Here is a 16,681-nt window from a genome sequence, read left to right as displayed (position 1 = left end):
GTGCCGATCCGAGAAAAATTGGGTCGCAAGCGCCGGCGGCACACAGCACATTCTCTGCGTCACAGTGTTCCAATACGGACGTCGGCGGATTGGAACGATCCGGCGCCAGGATTCGTCGAGGCTGACCTTGTAGCGCATAGCGGACCATCTGCGCGCGGCAGCTTTATCCAGACCCTCGTGCTCACGGACATTGCTACTGGCTGGACAGAGTGCGCTCCCCTGATCGTGCGCGAACAGACGCTGTTGAGCACGGTGCTGACGGAATTGCGCAAACATTTGCCTTTTGCACTGCTCGGCCTCGATACTGACAATGATACGGTGTTCATAAACGAGACGCTGAAAGCCTACTGCGAGGCGGCCAACATCGTCTTCACGCGTTGCCGGCCCTACCGAAAAAATGACCAGGCGTTCGTCGAGCAGAAGAACGGCGCCGTCGTGCGCAGGATAGTCGGCTATCGTCGGTTCGAGGGCCTGGAAGCGGCCAAGCTGCTGGCTGAACTCTATCGATCGGCGCGGCTATTCGTGAACTTCTTCCAACCCTCGTTCAAATTGATAGCCAAGCAGCGCGACGGTGCCCGTGCACGCAAGACATACAGCGCGCCGGCTACACCACACCAGCGCCTGGCAGCGGACGCCCGCACGCCTGACGCTGTCCGCCATCACCTCCAAGAAATCTATGCCGCTCTCGATCCGGTCGCGTTGTTGCGCGACATCCGCGACGTGCAGGAGCGCCTCGCGGCCCTCGCTGATACCCAACCAATCAGCCATCCTGCTGTGGCATCGCAACCGATCGATCGCTTCCTGGCAAGCTTGCGCACGGCCTGGAAGGACGGAGCCATGCGACCGACGGATCGGCCACTCGTGAAGGCGAAAAGAGGCCGGCGGCGTCCCGACCCGCTCATTCGCGCAACGCCAGATTTGCGAAAATGGTTTGAAGCTGAGCCTTGGCGGAGTGGCAGCGAACTGCTCTCGCGCTTGCAGATGGAATATCCTGGAGCCTATCCGAACAAGCTTCTTCGAACCCTTCAACGTCGGCTGAAATCCTGGCGAAGCGAGCAAGCGAATGCGCTGCTGTTCGCTCCTAGCGAGAAAATGCCGCCGGGGTACGAGGTCACAACACCCCAATGACGTGCGAGGTACCAGCGGAGGAGGCCGGGCGCTCCGAAACCCCGGCCAACTCCGCACCCGGCCTCCTCCTCAACTCAAGCCAGGAGCAAAATAAATGAGGCAACCGATCGCACCCGGGAGCATCAGTACATGAGGCAATACGCTTTCCATCCTGATCGCCGCGCGACACCGCTTCCAATCTCGATCGATGCTGCTCAACTGGCGGCTCCATGGCCTCTATTTCAGAGTCACCGGCACATGATTTTGGGCCTTACCGCGCGTTCGCCGGCCCATCGCCTGCACCAGATCGTCGACGGAGCGGGTCGAGACGGCCTGCACATAAGCTTCTTGCGCGACGGCGGTGAGCGCCTGCTCGGCCATCCGGCGCGGCTCCAGAAGCCCGGGAAGTAGGGAGCCTTTGCGCAGCTTGGGAATGCGCAGCGCGACCGTGCCGGCGCGGGTCTCCCAAGTCCGATCGCGGTTGCGCTGCGCCAGACGCTGGGGGTTCTTTTCGCAGTAGGAGGCTCCGGTCTGGCCGTCCACTTCCAGCTCCATCACGGGCTGGGCAGCAAAGCGGATCATCTCGCATAAGGGGTCTTCTCCCCGAGCGTTCGGAGGTTCATCATCTCATCGGTCATCGGTCGTTCCTCGAATCGGGATGGTGTCAGCAACCGACCCTACCGGCGAACTGCCGGTGACCACCGCAAAGCTGCCCGCCCGCCACGGCGCCATCGGGAGGGCGCGCGTGCGGACGGCTTTGCTCTACCAAGCTACACCATCGGGACACAACCCACTGCCGCCCAGGATATCCGCTGCGCGATTTAGGAGTCGTTACATGGAGCGCTTCCACACGCGCCGGCGCAGCCACACCGAACCTACCGCAGGTTGCTCGCTTGACCCGCGGGCAAAATTGTCAGGCCAATCGCCTCAAGCCTCTCCCAAAAGACAATGTTGGAGTTGGACGCTTCGAAAACGGAGAGTTGAATAACGAAGATTCGAGCATCAACCGCATCGCATATAGCAATGCCCTTATCTGACTAGGCGAATGGGAGATTCACGTACTACACGACCGATGAGCATCTAAGGCTGACGTTGAATTTTCCGCGTTTCGAAGCGGTTGACAACCCGGCTAAGTGCATCCGATCTTGCCGGCCGGATTTGTGCGCGCAAGGATGGCGTTGGAGGCGCCATCATTTACAAGTGGACGGCCAAGTTCGACCGCCCGAGGTCTCGGAGGCCAAGCGGCTGAAGATTCTCGAAGACGAGAACACGTAGCTGAAGCCACTGCTCGCAGACGCATGCTCAAAATCTGCGCCACCCCAACTTGATGGACGGTCGATATAGCAGCGCTTTTACGGCCGGCGGCAGTAGCGACCGGAAAAGTGGAACGCATCGGATAATTCGAGCGAACACCTCCAATTTAGCCACTTTTTAAGTAGGTTATAGCCAGTGGTTTGATGACCCTCGAAATGGCTGCTTTCGCGCATGAGGGCTCGTGCGCTTCTGGCTTACAATGTGCGCCGGATCCGCGTCCAGCGCGGTATTCCGCAGGAGCAATTGGCTTACGATGCGGGCGTTGATCGCTCCTACATGAGCGGACTCGAACGCCAACAAGCGAACCCGACAGTCCACCTTATTGATCGCCTTGCCGAGACACTCGGCGTAGCTGTCTCCGAACTGTTTGTTCGGCCATCCAAGGGCGCCCCGCCACCTGCAACCTTACCTAAAGGCCGCAAGCCCGCACGCGGCAAAAGGACTTAAGCCTGACAAACACCATCTGAGACTCTGATGTCGTGCGCTCGCGGCGCAGGTATCGCGCTCACAAGAATATTTTGTGCTTAGCAGGGGCAGGGATGACAAGTAGTGGGTTGCGGCGCGATAAATGGCCACCTTCCGTTCTGCCAGCCAATTCTGCCGATGCCTGGCACGATGGTGGATAGGATAAGGTCTTTGCCCTCCGATATCTAATTGTTGCAGTCTTGATTGCTGCAACAGAGGAGCGCTATCTCGAGAGCTTACGGATTATGCTTGCATAGTTTTCTTAGACTGAGCGCTCCCCTTGCAGCGGATTAAGGCGCCGCTAGACCCCAGGCAACCTGCGCAAACGGGACACTCTTGCAAAGACGAGCCAGCCATCGGAAAAAGGAACGTGCGATCTCGAGGTGCGCGCTGCGATCTACGGCATAGGCGCGATATTGCATACCACTTGGAGTGCGGGTGCCAGGCATGATTTGCAAAGCGCCCCCTCTGACGAGATCACCGACGATGATCTCGGGCGCGACAAGAAGGCATTTTCCGGTCCTGACGGCCGGCAGAGCAAGATAGTTGTGATCATACCGGGCGCCAACTCGTATGTCGCTCGAAGACAGATTCATGGCTCTCAGCCATGTCGGCAGCATGTCGGGGCGGGATGTGATATTCAGTATCGGGGTTGGGCGAACAATCGAGAGCTCTCTGCGTCCGACCAGATTTGGAGGACCGACACACACCAGCTCCTCCTTATAAATCGCCCAACTGTCGGCGGGTTCGATGACGGAATGATCCCGTGTAATCAAAATATTGAAATCATCCGAAGATTTCGGGTGTGCTAACGAGCTGATGATGTCCACGATAACGCCACCCGCTTCAGACGAGAAAGCCTGCAGATTTCGAATAAGGATAGAGAAAGCAAGATCGATAGAGACGTGCGGACCACGATCCGATTCGTTCCTGCACCTGCTCGGCGTCGCATTCTCTTTGCCGTGAAACTGACGGTTTCGAGCGGTTCAGACACTGCGTTTGCGAACAGCCTTCCGAACTCGGTCAAATCGCTGCGCCGTCCACGCCGCCCGATGAGGTCAGCCCCCAGATAATTCCGCAGTACAGCCAATAACGGCTGACCGAACTCTGCGTTGTCCCCAAAGTGGTGGCCGCGCGTGTGACGCTGCCTTCCGCGGGCAACCGTCACAAATGCGCGGATGGCATTTAGGGGAACATCATCGTCTCGAGCCGCTATTGTCTGCTCCGCGCCAGAATCAAAGTCCATCACAATATTCGATGCTCATGACGGATCGCTGGGTATCAGCGTCCGCGTTTGTCGAGCAACGCACGCCAGCGTAGGCGCAGGAGGCGCTGCACCAACTTAACAAAATGGTTCGGCTGCAAAAATCGTCTGTTTTCCAGGCGCGCTCGGCAATACGATGACTTCCAAACAGGCCTTGCGCGATTTGGGGATAGCTATTCCCTTGCTGCCATCCATCCATTGCGCGCAACGCCAGAATCAGCCGATGCCGCCTCGAAGCAGGCAAAGCAAGTGGCGGCTCTCCTCCGAGCCCGGATGCTGAAGGGCTTTCCAAAATTGACGTGCGGCCCCCAGGCGAAGCTCAAAATCGCCATCAAGCGGCAGATCAACGACGACAGCATATCCGCTCGCCGGAAACTCTCTTAACCAAAGGCGATGCTTCGTGCCCCCGAGCGGTACGATCGCGTGCCATCCATCCGGCGCACGGCGAAGCTCGCCGCCTGGCAGATGGTCGAAATCGAGCTGACGGTTTTCGGCGCAATGCAGCTCGTCGGCCGCACAGCCAACATGGTTGGCAGCACCTCAGGTGCCCAAAAGACTGCTTGCTCGTCGAAAGTCTTTTCCGGATCAGCAGGAAAACGAGAGCCCCACTTGCGTCGGAATTCGCCCGGCGCCGCGCTTGAACGTTCGCGGCGAGATAGCGGCTTATAATCCTCTTGGTAGTCTTGATCCCGGCGCAACCACTCCCAGGCCAGGTCGGCAGCATCTGCCGTCTACAGGCCGCTGTACCCTTCCTCAGATCTCCGGTCAGTATTCGGCATCGCACTTCTCCCGCAAAATTTTCAGACGCGGCGAAATGCAGCCGATGATTGTGGCGTTTTCCGGCTGCTTGCCCATCATGTGCCCGTCTTCCATGCAACTAATCAATGGAACAATCAACTTTTGCGATTTCCACGATTGCTGTGACCTCGACATCCGCGCTGTTCATCATTTTGGCCAACCGCTACGTAGCAGATCACGATAGCCCTTGCCCGCTAGCCACTTGGCCCGCGTCAAATGACTTTCGAACGTGCGTCGCGCTCGCTCCGGCTCAATGGTCGGGTCAAGCCCAAGCACAATTCGTGCGATTTCGCGCCAATCTGCGTTGGCCGCGTCCGCATCAAGCAGTCGCATGTAGGCAACAGCGTGCTCCTTGTCATATGACGTAAGCTCGTCGACGCAGGGCGCCAATTCTGCGATCTTCGGCTCTGCTGGCACTGCTTGAAACTCCTATCCAGCTGAAAAATCTACCGAAATTAACGCAACGATAACTAATTTTAGATTGCTTTGGTACCTACCTAATGGTCGCACGCCGACCTCCTTTTCGCGCCTAGGCAGCAATCGCGGATCGGCTCGCATGGGCCTGTTGGCTCCATGCTGTGCTTTCTCTTTTCATCGCCGTCCATACTGGAAGGTATTGCACATGCGCCCCGCAACTAGGTTGTTTTTGCTGCTCCTGGCGCAAGGGCATGGTGGTCCGTGGTGACCGCCCCGATCGCACTCGTAAGGGCAATAGCCAGAACCTGCCAGCTGGAGAACATTCGTTTCCGTTTCGACCCACACTTGAGCATTCGTCCTATATCGTCCCGGGCTCCGGAAAACGCGCAGGTCTGAGCGCTATTTCTTCTCTGCCGCTAATGGCAAGCTATTGCCCCACGAGAACGGTTGCGATGGTCAACGAGAACACGGTCACTAGCTGCGCCCGCATCTCACCGTTGCCTGATTCTCAAAGCCATTGGGGAGGACAGTCAAAGCTGATGGGAGCTTATCGTAACACTCTGGCTATAACCAGTGGTTTCATAACCGTCTGAATGTCTGCCTCTGCGCATGAACGCTTGTGCGCTTGTGGCCTGGAATGTGCGCCGGATCCGCGTTGAGCGCGGCATTGCGCAAGACCAATTGGCCTATGATGCCGGGATCGCCCGCTCGTACATGGGGCGCATTGAGCAGAAGAAAGAGAGAACCCGACTATTGATCTTCTGGAACGCATCGCCAAGACTTTGAGTGTTCACTTGTTCGAATTCTTCATACCGCTAGTTAAGGGTGCAATGCCCCCCAAGCCGATGTCCAGAGGGCGGAAGCCGGCACGGCTTGGCCGAAACAAGACGTAATTATCGAGCGAGCCATGTTTCGGCTAAGGCTTGGGCGGAATCGAGCCGGAGCGGCCTACGTGCTTCATCGATCTACAGCCGACGATTCCGCTCACCCGCTCGAGCCGTGTCGTCCCAGCCGGGTTCCGCCTCGCGAACGGCGGCCTGTCGTAAGGCCGAGCATCCTCAAAATGAGCTGTTGCGCCGCTCGCCGTAACCCTACGGACGGTCGGCCGAGGTTTGCGAAGAGTCTGTTTGGAGCTGAGGTCGGTTTGTGGGGTGAAGTTCGGGTGATCGCAACGCCTCACCTGCGAGACTTCCGCAAGGGCATGGAGGGACTTGCTACCCCGGCGCGTAAGAGCATGAGAGTAGATCCGTGTCCGAAGCCTGTCGGTCGAATGATCAAGCTGGTGTGCGGCTTGAGGATGGAACCTTTTCGCTGGACGAAGATCGGCGAAGGTGTTGTGGCCATGCACGAGCGGAATTTAGGCGCTCCTGGAAAGGCTCGACGGATGGTTTGTTTATAGGACACGTAAGACGCCGGCACCATCGCGAGCGGGATAATTTCAGCTGACCCCGGGCGCTCGGAATCGACGCCATACGGCACCCCGCGAGATGGTGGCGAATTTGAATAGGTGTGAGCTACGCCGGGACTCACTATGCCGATACCAAGAAGGGGATGCTGCTCGCCGAGCGAGAGCCAACGGATGAATCAGATCATCAAAAATGCAGCGTGATCGGTTTAACCGCCGAGGAGAGACGAAGCCTGGATTAATGGTGTTGGGCCTGGAAGAAGCCTAGCAGGTGACAGCTGCGCCCGTTAGCCGGTCCTCGCGCATTGGATCGGCCACACCGCTCGACATTGCGTACGCCTCCGATGGGGGCCGTCATGCGTGAGGGGTGGTAATTCGCGAAGCGTGTGACCTTAAGTCTAGCTTTAAGGTGTGACCTTAAGTCTAGCTTTAAGGTCATCAGGCGATGCGGGTCGAGGTTTTGGGCGGGCTGGAGCGGCGGCGGCGTTGGTCGCAGGACGACAAGGCACGGATTGTCGAGGAGACGCTGGCACCGGGCGCGAAGGTAACTGAGGTTGCGCGGCGCAACGGAGTAGCGGCCAGCCTGGTGTTTACCTGGCGTCGACAAGCACGGACATCGGAACAAGTTGTACCATCTTTTACGCCGGTGCAGATCGCCGTAGCGGCCTCGACTGAAGAAACTGCGAAGCTATTGCCTACGGTTGATGGCCGAGTTCGCTCGCCGGCAGCCGCACGTACTGGATTGATAGAGATCGATCTCGGCAACCGACGGTGCATCCGGGTGGATGCGCACGTCGATCCGGAGGCGCTGGCGCGGGTCCTCGATGTGCTTGGACGCCGATGATTGCTGTACCAGGGAATGTGCGAGTGTGGCTGGCGACAGGCTACACGGATATGCGCAGAGGCTTCCCGTCGCTGGCCCTCCAAGTTCAGGAGGTGCTGCACAAAGAACCGCTCAGCGGTCATTTGTTCGTCTTCCGCGGTCGCCGCAGCGATCTTGTGAAGGTGATCTGGCACGATGGTCAGGGAGCCTGCTTGTTCACAAAAAAACTCGAGAGAGGGAAGTTTGTCTGGCCATCGGTTGCCGGTGAAGCGGTAACGATCTCGCTGGCGCAGTTGAGCTACCTGCTGTCCGGAATCGATTGGCGCAATCCGCAAGAAACCCAGCGCCCGACGCGGGTCGGATAATCGTTTTGGGTTTGAATCTGGTGCTCAATCTGATTCAATGGCTTCATGACATCGAAGCCGGACGATCTTCCGTCGGATCTCGCGAGCGCCTACCTTGCGCTGCTGGCCGAGCGCGAGGCGTTGCAGGCTGAACGCGATGTGGCAGTCGCGGATGCCGCCAACGCGCGGGCGGAGCTGTCGGACAGCGAGGTGCTGATCGCTCATCTTGAGCTACGGATCGAGAAGCTCAAACGCGAACTGCACGGGCCGCGCTCCGAGCGCACGGCGCGGCTACTTGAGCAGTTGGAATTGGAGCTCGAAGAACTCGCCACCACGGCGACCGAGAATGAGCTGGCTGCGCAGGCTGCCGCCGCAAAAACCCAGAGCGTGAGCGCCTTCATGCGCAAGCGGCCAGTTCGCCAGCCATGGCCGGACGACATCGAACACGAGCGCGTCGTCATTGAGGCTCCAACGAGCTGCGCCTGCTGCGGTGGATCTCGGCTGGCGAAGGTCGGAGAGGATGTGACCAAGACGCTGGAGGAGATCCCGCGTCGCTTCAAGGTGATCGAGACGTACGCGAGGAAGTTCACTTGCCGCGATTGCGAGAAGATCAGCCAGCCGCCGGCACCGTTCCATGCCACGCCGCGCGGCTTCATCGGTCCGCAATTGCTGGCGACAATGCTGTTCGACAAGTTCGGCATGCATATCCCGCTCAATCGCCAGAGCGTGCGCTTCAAGGCTGAACGGATCGACCTGCCGCTGTCGACGCTGGCCGACCAAGTCGGCCACGGAACCTTCGCCGTCATGCCGCTGTTCCAGCTGATCGAGCGTCATGTGCTCGCGGCCGAGCGCCTTCATGGCGACGACCCCACCATCCGCATCCTGGCGAAGGGCAAGTGCACGACCGGCCGGATATGGACCTATGTGCGGGATGACCGGCCGTTCGCCGGGCCTGCGCCGCCGGCGGCGGTCTATTATGCCTCGGGCAACCGACGGGGCGAACATCCTCAGAAGCATCTGGCCGCCTTCGCCGGCATTCTGCAGGCGGATTGCTATGGCGGCTTCGAGCCGTTGTTCGACCCAAAAAGGAAAGCAATGCCGATCACGCCGGCATTTTGCTTTGCCCATGCGCGGCGGGGATCTTCGAGCTGGCTGACATCGAGAGAAATGCTCGGGAAGGCAAGAAGGGCAAACCGGTCTCTCCGATCGCGCTGGAGGCGGTCAGACGCCTCGATGCGTTGTTCGAGATCGAGCGCGCCATCAACGGCCGTGGTGCCGACGAGCGGCGTGCCGTGCGCTAGGAGCGGAGCAAGCCGCTGCTCGACGACATGCATGACTGGCTGCTCCGCGAGCGAGAAAGCCTCTCGCGCTCCGCCGAGGTCCTGAAGCCCATGAACTACATGCTCAAGCGCTGGGACGACTTCGTCCGCTTCCTCGACGATGGCCGGATCTGCTTGACCAACAATTGCGCTGAGCGTGCATTGAGAGGCATTGCCTTGGGAAGGCGCAACTGGACCTTCGCTGGTAGCCAGCGTGGCGCCGACCGTGCCGCGATCATGCTGACGATGATCACGACTTGCCGCCTCAACGACGTCGATCCAAAGGCCTGGCTCGCCGACGCCCTCGCCCGGATCGCCGATCTTCCCGCGTCGCGGCTGCGCGAACTGCTGCCCTGGGAATGGAAGCTCCTGCACCAAGCCGGCAAGTCCGCCGATCAGCAAGCCGCCTGACCTTCACGCAACACCATCGTAGAACTCGCCGCGCTCGCGCGCATGCGTCAATCAGGCGGCCTTCGTCGTATGCGTACGACATTGCAGGGCCGCAATTTAGTCTCGGGTTTCCGCGCGTTGACCTAATTCGGAAGGTGCCGACAAGTCAGGCAGCCTTTGCCGCCCTTGATTTTGGCCTTTTCTCGTGTGGTACGCGGGCCCCAATCGCAAGCTGGTCTGTCATCCAGTGAGGGCTGCTGGATTTGCTGACGGGGTACGGCTCAGTCGCGCGATTGTCCCAGATTACGACGTCGCCTGATTTCCAGTTCCAGCACAGAGTGTTCCGGGGCGCAATGAGATAGGATTGCAGCAGTTCAAACAGTCTTTGGCTGGGATAGCGTTGCAGTCCGACGAAGTTGTTCACGGTACTACCGAGCGATAGCATGCGTTCGCCGGACTCGGGATGAACACGAACAATCGGATGTGTCGTTTCATAGATCGTCTCAGTCGATACGCCCCACCAAGGCCGCTTGTTGGCATCGTTGGCCCTCTCTATCGCGCTGAGATCAGATGCGACGAAGCTCACAGCCCACAGGTTATCTGCGAGCATCCGCAGGGGATCGGGAAGATCAAGATAAGCGCCCGCCCTACTCGACCAAGTAATGTCGCCGCCAAAAGGAGGGGCCGCTGCAAGCCGCAGCCCCGAAATGGCTGTGCGGACCCGCCCCTCGTTCATCTGGTCGAGATGACTGCAGGCGGGATCAGACAGATCCTGCCGGATCGTTAAACCGACGGTTGTGTCCGCCATTGTGGGATTCGGCATCAGCGAGCCAAGCCGGAGCACAAAACGTTGCTGCTGTGCATCGTCGAGATGTCCCTGGTCACGGAAGAAGATGACCTTATGCTCTAGCACAAGGCGCTTGAACGCTATGATGACATCGTCAGGCAAATCATCCGACAGCGCAATGTTCTTGAGTTCGGCACCAAGCCGCTCCGCGCGCTTTACGATGTCTGCTCGCGGAATGACATCTTCAACAACCATTGTTTCACTCATCACGGCGCCTCTTTCTGGGGATTCCAAACAGACTTGCTGGTGGTCGCGTCTGGCGACAACCGTGCAACACCATCTTGGTCCTACACACCCGAATTGTCTGAGCGTCGATTAGCGACCACCCAATGAGGCGGCTGCATTCTGATACACACCACCAGGACCTTAGAATCCGTATCCCTCTGCGTATCGAGGCGCCTGGTGGCGTTCTCATCGAAGGACACTCGCATATTAGGCCACCAGATCGATTTGCAGCCTGATAAGAGTGCAGATCATAGACGCAATCCATGTCCAGTCCATGAAACGAAACTAGCTTTCTTTTCGAGCTCGCGTAACGTTCTCCTCGTCTCATAACTCAGGCTTGGAAAATCCTCGAACAACGACTGCGTCGTACCTCATTCATCCTGCACGACGTCACGCGCACGATGAAAGTTGGAACCAGTCCGCGGCGTGCACCCGCGAAGCGGATAGGACCAGTCTGTCCGTAGGCTATCTACTTAAGAATGTATCTTATTAGTTCGACTACTTCAACGCGGCTCACAATCATATTTTTGCGAGTTGGAGTTGCTCAATGCGCTACTTGTTTGATCAGCTGATCACTTGCCGTCAGCCTTTGACTAGCGGTGAAAGCGCAAGAACAAAACGCTGCAACTTCTGATGAAGTTTAACAACGGACTTAATCCCTCCATTTTCGAAATTTGCACTTGGCACGAATGCAGCTGTCGCGGGGGTAACTTGCCTTTGGTTCTCCACGGAGACGTCGAGTTCCTTAACTGAGCGCTTGCCATTTGGGTTTGCGGCAGTCGAGTACACTAGAAGCAGAGCACCGACGGCCGAGGAATATCGCTCCTCTGAGACAACAACGGATCTTTGCGCTCTCGGACTGCAAGCGCAAATTCCGGCTGGCCATTTTGCCTCACTATGAGCGACACGACACTGGAGATACATGGGATTTCAGATCATAAGCCGGGATTTATCTTCCTCTCGATCGCTCTTTCTTACGTAAGCCTCCGAGGGGAGACGCCCTTGCGGCGGGCTGGCCTGATGGTTGAGAACTGTACGTATAGACAGCCATACGATCAGTACGCTGAATCGACTTGAAGTGGTCGATACAGGCCGGCGGCGGCGTTGGTCTGAGGAGGAGAAGGCGCGGATTGTTTTGGAGAGCCTATCCGCGCCTCGCCTGGTAGCGGCGACAGCGCGGCGATACGGCTTGTCGCGTTCTCTATTGGTGACTTGGCGAAGAGCCTTCGCGGCGAACCGGACCAAATCCGAGGCTGGCTTTGTCAGGGCAGTTGTGGCCGAGGGTGGGCCCGTGGCGTCGGTGGCGGCCTCGTCGGAGAGCGCGACAGCACATTCAACAGAGCGTCGGATTGAGATCGAGCTGGCTGGCGGGCGGCGCGTCATTGTCGATACGGGTGTCGACGTTGAGGCGCTTCGCCGGGTCATCGAGGCTTTGGATCGGCGTCCTACGGGAGTTCGGGTGTGGCTGGCGACGGGCCACACAGACATGCGCAAAGGCTTGGCCTCATTGTCGTTGCAGGTGCAAGAGGTGTTGCGCCGCGATCCCCTCAGCGTCATTTGTTCTGCTTCCGTGGGCGCCGAGGCGATTTGTTGAAGGTGATCTGGCATGACGGCCAGGGAGCATGCCTGTTTACGAAGAAACTCGAGAGAGGTTGTTTTATCTGGCCGTCGTTGGCCGATGGCGTGGTGTCGATATCGCAGGCGCAGATGAGCTATCTGTTGTCCGGCATCGACTGGCGCAATCCCCAAGAGTCCTGGCGTCCGACGATCGTTGGCTGAGAGTTTGTCGTTTGAGTTTGGTTGCGAATATGATTCCATCTCGTTATGGACTCCAGCGCCGACGAGCTGCCGCCTAATCTTGCCGCCGCGCATGCAATGATCCTGGCTGAGCGCGCAGCCAGGCTTGCGGCGGAGGCCAAGCTTGCTGAAGCGGCCAATGCCCAGCCGAAGCAATCGAGTACCGAAGCTCTGATCGCCCACCTCAAGCTCGCGATCGAGAAGCTGCGGCGGACGCTTTATGGCGCGCGCTCGGAACGGGCGGCACGATTGCTCGATCAGCTGGAGCTTGAGCTTGAGGAGCTTGAGGAGCTCGAGGCGGCCGCAACTGAGGATGAACTTGCCGCCGAGAAGGCGGCGGGGAAGACGCAGACGGTGCGTTCGTTTGAGCGCAAGCGGCCTCTGCGCCAGCCCTTTCCCGATGACATCGAGCGAGAACGCGTGGTCCTGCCGGCCCCGACGCAATGTCCCTGCTGCGGATCTGCCCGGCTATCGAAGCTCGGCGAAAGGGTGACCTCGACGCTGGAGGCGATCCCACGCCGGTTCAAGTGATCGATACGGTACAGGAGAAGTTTAGTTGCCGGGACTGCGAGGCGATCACGCAGCCGCCGGCGCCGTTCCATGCCACGCCGCGGGGCTATATCGGACCCCAACTTCTGGCGACGATCCTGTTCGACAAATTTGGTCAGCATCAGCCGCTGAACCGACAGAGCCAGCGCTTCAAATGCGAGGGGATCGACCTGTCGGTCTCGACGCTGGCGGACCAGGTGGGCGCCGGAGCCTTTGCGGTCAGGCCGATCTTTGAACTGATCGAAGCCTATGTGCTCTCCGCCGACAGCCTCCATGGTGATGACACCAAGATCCCGATCCTGGCGAAAGGGAAAGCAGATACCGGCCGGATTTGGACCTATGTCCGCGACGATCGGCCATTTGGCGGGCGAGATCCGCCGGCGGCATTGTTTTACGCCTGACGCGATCGGCGCGGCGAGCATCCCGCGCGGCACCTTCGGAAATTCGCTGGGATTCTGCAGGCCGACGCCTACAGCGGGTTCAACGCTCTGTTCGATCCCGGACGCAAGGCGTCGCCGGCCACGCCCGCCTTCTGCCGAGTAGGCGGGGATGTCGCCATCCCCGCCCCTCACAGACCCGGACGAGCGGATTTCCCGCATCCGGTTCTTCACGCGTAAGCTTCGCTCAGGGGACGGCATATTGGTGGACGATCTTGGCTGACGGCAGCGGGTATCGCGCGAGCATGACCCGGAAGCGCGACCACGACAGATTGCTGTGGCGGCCACGCCGTGCGAGCCATTTCTTCCATATCCGCGTGAGCTGGTGGTGATACCATCTGATCCGTCGGCCGTTTCCGGAGATGCCGTAGTAGGCGCAGTGCCCCCGGATCACCCGCGACAAGTGGGCGTGCTGTTCCCGGAATGGACGATGCAGGTTGATCCGACACCATTCCATCACAGAAGCCAGCGCGCGAGCATAACGGTCTTTTGCCGTTATCTGTCGGACAACATTCTTACCCTTCCTCGATTGACCCCACACATGGGTGAAGCCAAGGAAGTTGAATGTGGTCCCCGCCGTCGCAGGATGACGCCCTTCCGGGCGTTTGAACCGGAAGTCTACGAAGCGGGTCTTGGTCGGATGGAGTTGAAGCCCGTACCGACCGAGCCGCTTACCCAACACATTCAGCAATCGCTTGCCGGACAGGTGGTCCTCGAAGGCGATCACCGCGTCATCAGCGTATCGAACCAATTGGCACCGCCCCTTGAGCCGCGGTCGCGCCACCCGCTCGAACCATTCATCCAGCACGTAGTGCAGGTAGACGTTCGCAAGCAGTGGCGAGATCACGCCGCCTTGGGGCGTTCCACCAGTCGAACGGCGTAGGATGCCCTTTTCGAGCACCCCCGCCTTCAGCCATTTGTCAATCATCCTCCGGACGATGCCGTCCGTGACTCGCTGATCGAGGAATCGGCGTAGGTGCGCGTGGTCAATGGTGTCGAAGTATTTTGAGATATCGACGTCCACGACCCACCGCAGCCCTTGCTCCATGAACCCATTGCGCAGGGCGCGTAGGGCATCATGGGCCGATCGTCCCGGTCGGAAGCCGTACGAGCACGGCAAGAAGTCCGTCTCGTAAATCGGCTCCAGCAGCAGGAGAATCGCCCGCTGCGCCACCTTGTCCTCCAGTGTCGGGATGCCCAGTGGCCGTTCGGTGCCATCCGCTTTCGGGATGTAGTGCCGTCGCACCGGTGGCGCGATGTAACGGCCGGATTTGATGCGCGCTAGGAGATCATCAAGATTGACCTCCAAGTTCGCCTCATAGTCCGTCGCCATCATGCCGTCGACGCCGGGCGCTCCATCCTTGCGCGTCAGGCGATAGGCTTCGAGCATCCATTCACGGTCGATCAGGTGATGCAGCGAGGTCAGCACCCGCTCGGGATGTTGCCTCGCCAGATCGGCTATCCATTGTCGTTTCGTGGACAGGTTTGTGGGACTCAGCGTTCCCTCCCGTGTTTCTCGTCAATGGGTCTTAACGCGTGACGGCTCCCTTCCCTCCAGCGGGTCCCGGTGAGCCCAGTTCCCCGCCTTCCTCGGTACTACGAAGCCGCTACGACTTCCCGCCGCGCATGTCCGTCAGCTTATGTCTTCGCCTCGAGATTCCACATGCCTTGGTGTTTCGTGTTCGCGTACGCGCTCCCGATGCTCGCCAAGTCGGTCGTCGGGCCTGGAGCGTTGTTGAGGCCGGTGCTCCGCGCCGGCTTGCCATGTGGGCACAAACGGGATCTCTCAGGTTTCCTGGTGACCCATCCCGTACCTCTGCCCTGCTCAGAGACCCCGGCCGAACCGGTAAACCTGACCATAGCGGCTTTCCCGGTGCGCCCCCGCACCCAACACGGCGAAGGCTTCAGCACGACCATGATTTCGAGGCTGCCACAGGGCTTAAGTACCTGCTGTCTACGCTTCACGAGCGACGTTACCGTCACCCATGCAAGACTCGCTTCCGGCTGGCGGGCTCCGCCTTTGCCGCGAGGGCGTCGAACCCTCTGGGTCACGTTGAAAGGTTTCAGATCACATTTCTTCCTCCTTTCCAGGACTTGTCCTGACGCAAGCTGGGCTCACGGTCGGAGGGCATTCTTCGAACTGGCCGATATCGCCCAGAACGCGCGCCGCGGACGATCGGCGACGGCGATCTCGCCCGTTGCGCTGGAAGCGGTTCATCGGATTGACCAGCTGTTCGAGATCACACCGGTGGCGGTTGCGATCTCGAGCGACACGCCACAGCTGATGCCTTCAGCGCCTGCGCAACGCGCAAGGGCCGGCATTATCGAGATCGAGCTTGGCAGCGGCTGTCGTGTTCGCGTTGACCGCGGCGTCGACGTTGAGACGCTACCGCGGGTTCTTGAGCTTCTGCGGCGGCGATGATCCCCATCCCAAGCGGCGTCGGGCTTTGGATCGCCACGCGCCACACCGATATGCGTCGCAGCATGCAAAGCTTCGCGCTTGCGGTCCAGGAGAGCCTGAAGCGCGATCCTCATGCTGGCGATCTCTACATCATCCGGGGTTGCCGCGGCGATTTGGTCAAGATCCTCTGGCATGATGGGCTTGGCATGTCGCTCTACGCGAAGCGCCTGGATCGCGGCAAGTTCATCTGGCCGTCGGCGTCCGACGGCGCGGTATCAATCTCGGCGGCGCAGATGGCCTACGTGCTGGAAGGGATCGACTGGCGGAATCCGCAATTGAGCTGGCGACCGCAAAGGCCGGGCTAAGCGCAGAATCCGCAGCTTTTTGCATTTTGGGGAGTCCCCTCGCGTCTAATCTGTGATTCACTGTGACCTGCCACTGAGTTTTCATCCGGTGGCGGTTAGAGTCTCGGGGTTTTGTACGCCAAGTGGCGCGGGTGGAGCAACGGGCGATCGGCGGAGCTGGTCGGGGTTGCGCAGCCGGTCGTCCGTTGCGGTGAGGTGGGCGGCATAGGCCGCTGGGGTCAGGTATTTCAGCGACGAGTGAGGCCGCTGGAGATTGTAGTCGGCAACCCAGTTCGCGATCTTGGCACGAGCATCGTCAAGTTCGAAGAACAGGGTCTCGTTGAGCAGTTCGTCGCGCATTCGGCCATTGAAGCTCTCGACAAAGCCGTTCTGCATCGGCTTTCCTGGTGCGATGAAGTGCCAGTCGATGGCTGC

The 16,681-nt window shown here is 59.4% G+C and carries 11 protein-coding genes and 5 pseudogenes; 8 read left to right on the top strand and 8 right to left on the bottom strand.

What is annotated here, in order from left to right; translation table 11 throughout:
* Positions 1–1,128, top strand: a 1,128-nt coding sequence (locus BM374_RS37420) for a DDE-type integrase/transposase/recombinase (protein WP_092303938.1), incomplete at its 5' end; no start/stop codon positions are given.
* Positions 1,129–1,371: 243 nt separating this feature from the next.
* Here the strand turns inward: BM374_RS37420 and BM374_RS37415 are convergent.
* Positions 1,372–1,745: pseudogene (locus BM374_RS37415) on the bottom strand (transposase); the annotation flags it as partial.
* Between the two features lie 847 nt (positions 1,746–2,592).
* Here BM374_RS37415 and BM374_RS37410 point away from each other — a divergent pair.
* A complete protein-coding gene (locus BM374_RS37410; RefSeq protein WP_092303936.1) occupies positions 2,593–2,868 on the top strand; it encodes a helix-turn-helix domain-containing protein in 276 nt (91 codons plus the stop codon).
* A 308-nt stretch (positions 2,869–3,176) separates the two neighbouring features.
* Here the strand turns inward: BM374_RS37410 and BM374_RS40225 are convergent, their stop codons facing one another.
* The 4 genes and pseudogenes from BM374_RS40225 to BM374_RS37395 all read right to left on the bottom strand — a co-directional run bounded on the left by BM374_RS40225 (position 3,177) and on the right by BM374_RS37395 (position 5,365).
* Positions 3,177–3,719, bottom strand: coding sequence for a LysR substrate-binding domain-containing protein (locus tag BM374_RS40225; RefSeq protein ID WP_349510029.1), 543 nt, complete (start codon positions 3,717–3,719; stop codon positions 3,177–3,179).
* A 402-nt stretch (positions 3,720–4,121) separates the two neighbouring features.
* Entirely contained in the window at positions 4,122–4,349 is a 228-nt protein-coding gene (locus BM374_RS39875; protein WP_244552872.1) for a DUF2285 domain-containing protein, read from the bottom strand.
* Positions 4,350–4,530: 181 nt separating this feature from the next.
* Positions 4,531–4,866: pseudogene (locus BM374_RS40465) on the bottom strand (transcriptional regulator domain-containing protein); the annotation flags it as partial.
* Between the two features lie 229 nt (positions 4,867–5,095).
* Complete coding sequence (locus BM374_RS37395; protein WP_092303934.1) at positions 5,096–5,365, bottom strand: DNA -binding domain-containing protein; 270 nt, start codon at positions 5,363–5,365, stop codon at positions 5,096–5,098.
* Positions 5,366–7,215: 1,850 nt separating this feature from the next.
* Between BM374_RS37395 and tnpA the strand changes: the two genes are divergently transcribed.
* From tnpA to tnpC (BM374_RS37375), 3 genes and pseudogenes are all read left to right on the top strand, one after another.
* Positions 7,216–7,614: an IS66-like element accessory protein TnpA gene (gene tnpA / locus BM374_RS37385; RefSeq protein ID WP_092303932.1), complete on the top strand. Its 399-nt coding sequence runs from the start codon at positions 7,216–7,218 to the stop codon at positions 7,612–7,614.
* Between the two features lie 23 nt (positions 7,615–7,637).
* Positions 7,638–7,958, top strand: a complete 321-nt coding sequence (gene tnpB / locus BM374_RS37380) for an IS66 family insertion sequence element accessory protein TnpB (protein ID WP_502689501.1) — start codon at positions 7,638–7,640, stop codon at positions 7,956–7,958.
* A 45-nt stretch (positions 7,959–8,003) separates the two neighbouring features.
* Positions 8,004–9,667: pseudogene (gene tnpC / locus BM374_RS37375) on the top strand (IS66 family transposase).
* A 145-nt stretch (positions 9,668–9,812) separates the two neighbouring features.
* Here the strand turns inward: tnpC (BM374_RS37375) and BM374_RS37370 are convergent.
* Positions 9,813–10,700, bottom strand: a complete 888-nt coding sequence (locus tag BM374_RS37370) for a TauD/TfdA dioxygenase family protein (protein WP_092303927.1) — start codon at positions 10,698–10,700, stop codon at positions 9,813–9,815.
* A gap of 1,096 nt (positions 10,701–11,796) precedes the next feature.
* On the opposite strand from BM374_RS37370, the pseudogene tnpB (BM374_RS37365) reads away from it, so the two are divergent.
* A pseudogene (gene tnpB / locus BM374_RS37365) lies at positions 11,797–12,497 on the top strand (IS66 family insertion sequence element accessory protein TnpB).
* Between the two features lie 45 nt (positions 12,498–12,542).
* Positions 12,543–13,600, top strand: a pseudogene (gene tnpC, locus BM374_RS40215) (IS66 family transposase); the annotation flags it as partial.
* Positions 13,601–13,688: 88 nt separating this feature from the next.
* On the opposite strand, the gene ltrA reads toward tnpC (BM374_RS40215), so the two are convergent.
* Positions 13,689–14,930 carry a group II intron reverse transcriptase/maturase gene (ltrA, locus tag BM374_RS37350; protein ID WP_092303923.1) on the bottom strand — a complete coding sequence of 414 codons (1,242 nt, stop codon included), beginning with the start codon at positions 14,928–14,930 and terminating at the stop codon, positions 13,689–13,691.
* Positions 14,931–15,919: 989 nt separating this feature from the next.
* Here ltrA and tnpB (BM374_RS37340) point away from each other — a divergent pair.
* Positions 15,920–16,267, top strand: a complete 348-nt coding sequence (gene tnpB / locus BM374_RS37340; protein WP_092303919.1) for an IS66 family insertion sequence element accessory protein TnpB — start codon at positions 15,920–15,922, stop codon at positions 16,265–16,267.
* An 81-nt stretch (positions 16,268–16,348) separates the two neighbouring features.
* Here tnpB (BM374_RS37340) and BM374_RS37335 read toward each other — a convergent pair.
* On the bottom strand, positions 16,349–16,681 hold a 333-nt coding region (locus BM374_RS37335), incomplete at its 5' end, for an integrase core domain-containing protein (RefSeq protein WP_143270354.1).

Source organism: Bradyrhizobium sp. Ghvi, from assembly GCF_900115265.1.
Taxonomy (GTDB): Bacteria; Pseudomonadota; Alphaproteobacteria; order Rhizobiales; family Xanthobacteraceae; genus Bradyrhizobium.
The sequence above is the reverse complement of the archived record's forward strand: the minus strand, read 5'-3'. Positions and strand labels throughout refer to the sequence as shown.

Bases quoted from the DNA above. Each gene is read 5' to 3' on its own strand.
- BM374_RS37410 (WP_092303936.1), top strand. From the start codon at position 2,593: ATGAGGGCTCGTGCGCTTCTGGCTTACAATGTGCGCCGGATCCGCGTC.
- BM374_RS39875 (WP_244552872.1), bottom strand. From the start codon at position 4,349: ATGGATGGATGGCAGCAAGGGAATAGCTATCCCCAAATCGCGCAAGGC.
- tnpA (WP_092303932.1), top strand. From the start codon at position 7,216: ATGCGGGTCGAGGTTTTGGGCGGGCTGGAGCGGCGGCGGCGTTGGTCG.
- BM374_RS37370 (WP_092303927.1), bottom strand. From the start codon at position 10,700: ATGAGTGAAACAATGGTTGTTGAAGATGTCATTCCGCGAGCAGACATC.
- tnpB (WP_092303919.1), top strand. From the start codon at position 15,920: ATGATCCCCATCCCAAGCGGCGTCGGGCTTTGGATCGCCACGCGCCAC.